General features: G+C 57.4%; 4 protein-coding genes. All 4 read left to right on the top strand.

Translation table 11 applies throughout. The features are described from left to right. Positions 1-229, top strand: a 229-nt coding sequence (locus FDW87_RS21870; RefSeq protein ID WP_252363025.1) for a substrate-binding domain-containing protein, incomplete at its 5' end; no start/stop codon positions are given. Positions 230-254: 25 nt separating this feature from the next. Beyond that, positions 255-1643, top strand: coding sequence for a phosphomannomutase CpsG (locus FDW87_RS05735; protein ID WP_137379515.1), 1389 nt, complete (start codon positions 255-257; stop codon positions 1641-1643). Beyond that, the gene (locus tag FDW87_RS05730) at positions 1640-2707 is read left to right on the top strand and encodes an ABC transporter ATP-binding protein (protein WP_137379514.1); all 1068 of its coding nucleotides are present in this window, start codon (positions 1640-1642) and stop codon (positions 2705-2707) included. Before FDW87_RS05735 ends, FDW87_RS05730 begins: the two co-directional genes overlap by 4 nt. 141 nt (positions 2708-2848) lie before the next feature. Continuing rightward, positions 2849-4867 (top strand): FAD-dependent oxidoreductase, encoded by a 2019-nt coding sequence (locus tag FDW87_RS05725; protein WP_137379513.1) that lies wholly within the window; start codon positions 2849-2851, stop codon positions 4865-4867. Positions 4868-4881 lie beyond the last annotated feature (14 nt).

Raw genomic sequence — 4881 nt, 5'->3', positions numbered from 1 at the left:
CGCCGTCGGCGCGATCCACTACTGCCAACGGCAGCAACTGGCGGTTCCGCAGCGGGTTGCCGTTACCGGTTTCGATAATCTCGCCGTTGAGGTGGCGGGAATACGCCTGACCACCATCGCGCAAGACGCGGAAAAGAAAGGGGAAATGGCCGTCAAATTGCTGCTCACCAGAGGACCGGTGACCCACTATGAATTGCCTTACCAGCTCATCATTCGGGAGTCAGCCTGACTCATTAATTACAGAAGAGTAGATTATGGATGAACTAACCTGTTTTAAAGCCTACGACATTCGCGGTGAGGTTGGCGTCAACCTGACGCCGGATATCGCCTTTCGCATCGGTCGCGCTTACGCCGCCTGGCGCCATCCGCGCCGGGTAGTGATCGGCGCCGACATTCGCCTTAGCTCGGAATCGTTAAAATCCGCCGTGACCGACGGGCTGATTTCCAGCGGCGTGGATGTTATCGACATTGGTCTGTCAGGCACCGAAGAGATCTACTTCGCCACCCGGGAACTGCGTGCCGACGGTGGCATTCAGATTACCGCCAGCCATAATCCGGCGCAGTACAATGGTATGAAGCTGGTGCGCGAAGAGGCGCGTCCGATCAGTAACGACAACGGCCTGCTGGAGATAAAAGCGCTGGCGGAGCGCAATGACTTTGCTCCGATTGTCCATCGTGGCAGCCTCATCCCTTATGATAATCGCCCCGCCTGGATTGCCTGCCTGCTGCGCTTCCTTCAGCATCCGCCGACTCGCCCGCTACGTATTGTGACCAACGCCGGACATGGCACCGTCGGGCCTGCGCTTGACGCGATCGCCGACGGACTAGCCCGTGCGGGCGTTCAGATTGAGTTTATTCGCCTGCACCATCAGCCGGACGGTCATTTCCCGGCGGGCGTGCCGAATCCGATGCTGACGGAAAACCGCCTCATCACCCAGCAGGCGGTTATCGAAAATCAGGCTGATTTCGGCATCGCCTGGGACGGCGATTTCGATCGCTGCTTCTTCTTTGATGAGTGTGGCCGCTTTATTGAGAGCTACTACCTGGTTGGCCTGTTCGCCGAGCACTTCCTGAAACGCTCCGCAGGCAGTCACATCATTCTGGACCCGCGCCTGACGTGGAATACGCTGGACGTTGTAACTCGCTGCGGCGGAATCCCGGTCATCAGCAAAACCGGGCACGCCTTTATCAAAGCGCGGATGCGCGAAGAGGACGCGGTCTACGGCGGAGAAATGAGCGGCCACCACTACTTCCGCGATTTTGGCTATTGTGACAGCGGGATGATCCCACTGGTATTGCTGCTGCAAATTATCGGCAGCGACAGCCGTCCGCTGTCGGCGTATATCGAACACGCCCAGGTGCGCTTTCCGGTTTCCGGCGAAATCAATCTGACGGTGGCCGATCCGCAATCTGTCATGCAATCCATCGCCGCTCACTATCTGCAAGCCGGCGGCCTGCGTGACGATTGCGACGGGTTGAGCATCGACTTCGTTGACTGGCGCTTCAACTTACGCGCCTCCAACACCGAGCCGCTACTGCGCCTGAACGTGGAAACCCGCGCGGATACGGCACTGCTGGCGCGCAAAACCGATGAACTTTTAACGCTGATTGCAGCCTGGGATTCTGACAAGGAGAGGTTATGACCGCGCTAAGCCTGAGCAATATTCATAAAGCCTGGGGCAAGAACACCATCATTGAAAATCTGTCGCTGGAGATCGCCTCCGGGGAGTTCATTGTGCTGGTTGGCCCTTCCGGATGCGGGAAATCCACGCTGCTGAGGATCATCGCCGGACTGGAAATCCCCGACGGCGGTAAACTGGTGATGGGGGGAAAAGAGGTTACCAGGCTTGCGGCGGGCAAACGCAACCTGTCGATGGTGTTTCAGTCCTACGCCCTCTACCCGCATATGACCGTCAGGGAAAATCTGTCATTCGGTTTACGTAATATCAACACGCCCGCCGCCGAGATTGATAAGCGGGTCGCTCACGCCGCCAGCATGCTGAAGCTGGAAGAGATGCTGGACAGGCTGCCGCAGAATCTGTCCGGCGGGCAGCGCCAACGTGTGGCGATCGGGCGTTCTATTGTCCAGCAACCGGAACTGTTTCTGTTTGATGAACCGCTGTCTAACCTGGATGCCGCGTTGCGGGTCGGGATGCGCCAGGAGATCCAGCAACTGCATAACACCCTGAAAAACACCATGATCTATGTAACGCACGATCAGGTGGAGGCGATGACGCTGGCCGATCGCATCGTGGTGCTTTACAAGGGAAAAATTGAGCAGGTGGGCACGCCGCTGGAGCTGTATAACACCCCGGCAAACCTGTTTGTCGCTGAGTTTATCGGCACGCCAAAAATCAATGTTCTGCCAGCGGTATGGCGCGAAGGCGCGCTGCATATCGCCGATAACCTCGTCTTCCGCCTCACCCGTCAGCCCGCAGGCGTTAGCGACGGGGACAAACTGTTTGTCGCCATCCGCCCGGAGCATATGCAGTACCAGCAGACCGGGGATTTCACATTGCAAGGTCGTACCCGGCTGTGTGAATTACAGGGCGACTCCACGCTGGTGTGGTTGGATCTGGCCGGCTACCCCGTGTGCCTGAAGTCTTTTCAACAGCTTAGCTTCATGCCGGATACACCGCTTACGCTCACCGTACAAGAGTCGCACCTGCATCTCTTTGACGGTCTGGGTAAACGACTGGCGTTCTGACCCACTTGCCCTTGCGTCCGCAGGGGCATTTTTTGAATCCCATCACAATCACGGCATTCCCCTTTTCCCTTTTACGCGGCGACGGCTAAATTATTAACTCATCCGACCACATAACAATAATTTTACATACTGGACACCTTTATGAGCTATCCGTCGCTGTTCGCCCCGCTCGATTTAGGCTTCACCACGCTTAAAAACCGCGTGCTGATGGGTTCAATGCATACCGGGCTGGAGGAGTATCCCGACGGTGCAGAACGGCTGGCCGCGTTCTACGCCGAACGCGCCCGTCACGGCGTAGCGTTAATTGTGAGCGGAGGTATTGCGCCTGCGCTTTCCGGCGTGGGGATGGAAGGCGGCGCGATGCTGAACGACACCAGCCAGCTTGCACATCATCGTGTCATTACCGACGCGGTGCATGACGAAGGCGGCAAAATCGCCCTGCAAATCCTGCATACCGGGCGTTACAGCTACCAGCCGCATCTGGTGGCACCTTCTGCCATTCAGGCGCCAATCAACCGCTTTACGCCGCATGAGCTGACGCACGATGAGGTGCTGCAGTTGATTGAAGATTTTGCCCACTGCGCTCAACTGGCGCGGGAAGCGGGCTATGATGGCGTCGAAGTGATGGGCTCGGAAGGCTATCTCATCAACGAATTCCTGACTCTTCGCACCAATCAGCGCAATGACGAGTGGGGTGGCGAGTATGCCAACCGCATGCGTTTTGCCGTGGAAGTGGTGCGCGCGGTACGCCAGCGTGCCGGTAATGACTTTATTATTATCTTCCGCCTGTCGATGCTCGATCTGGTGGAAAACGGCGGAACCTTCGACGAAACCGTCCAGCTGGCGCAAGCGATAGAAGCCGCAGGGGCGACCATTATTAACACCGGTATTGGCTGGCATGAGGCGCGTATTCCCACTATCGCCACCCCGGTGCCGCGCGGCGCTTTTAGCTGGGTGACGCGCAAGCTGAAAGGTCACGTCACGATCCCATTAGTTACCACCAACCGCATTAACGATCCGCAGGTGGCCGATGACATTCTGGCGCGTGGTGATGCGGATATGGTATCGATGGCGCGCCCGTTTCTGGCGGATGCCGAACTGTTGTCAAAAGCGCAGTCGGGACGTGCCGATGAGATCAACACCTGCATTGGCTGCAACCAGGCCTGTCTGGATCAAATCTTCGTCGGCAAAGTCACCTCTTGCCTGGTGAATCCACGCGCCTGCCACGAAACCAAAATGCCGATCGTTACCGCCACTGCGCCGAAAAATCTGGCGGTTGTCGGAGCAGGTCCTGCAGGCCTCGCCTTCGCCATTAATGCCGCCGCACGCGGTCATCACGTGACATTGTTTGACGCGCATAGCGAGATTGGCGGGCAGTTTAATATCGCTAAGCAGATCCCCGGCAAAGAAGAATTTTATGAAACCCTGCGCTACTACCGCCGGATGATCGACGTGACTGGCGTGTCGCTGAAGCTGAATCACTTTGTCAGCGCACGCGATCTGTACCCCTTCGATGAAGTGATCCTCGCCAGGGGGATCGAGCCACGTATGCCACCGATCGAGGGGATCGCGCATCCTAAAGTGCTCAGCTATCTCGACGTCCTGCGCGATAAAATGCCGGTGGGCAAACGCGTGGCGATCGTTGGCTGCGGCGGGATCGGTTTTGATACCGCCATGTATTTGAGCCAGCCCGGTGAGCCCACCAGCCAAAACATTGCGGAATTCTGCGTGGAATGGGGGATCGACACCAGCCTGCAACAGCCTGGCGGCTTACGCCTGGAAGGCCCGCACTTATCCCGCAGCCCGCGCCAGATAGTGATGTTGCAGCGCAAAGCCAGCAAACCGGGACAAGGTTTAGGGAAAACGACGGGCTGGATCCATCGCGCCACCCTGCTCTCACGCGGCGTGAAAATGATCCCGGCAGTTAGCTATCAGAAAATTGATGATGATGGGTTGCACGTCGTGTTGAACGGCGAACCGGTGATCTTTAACGTGGATAACGTGGTGATTTGCGCCGGACAAGAGCCGCGCCGTGAACTGGTTGATCCACTCCACGCGGCAGGTAAAACGGTGCATCTGATCGGCGGCTGCGATGTGGCGATGGAGCTGGATGCCCGACGCGCTATTGCCCAAGGGACGATGCTGGCGCTGGAAATTTAACAGTATGTATTTCG

This window comes from Citrobacter sp. wls826 (assembly GCF_005281245.1).
GTDB lineage: Bacteria > Pseudomonadota > Gammaproteobacteria > Enterobacterales > Enterobacteriaceae > Citrobacter > Citrobacter braakii.
This window is presented reverse-complemented; position numbering and strand designations above follow the sequence as displayed.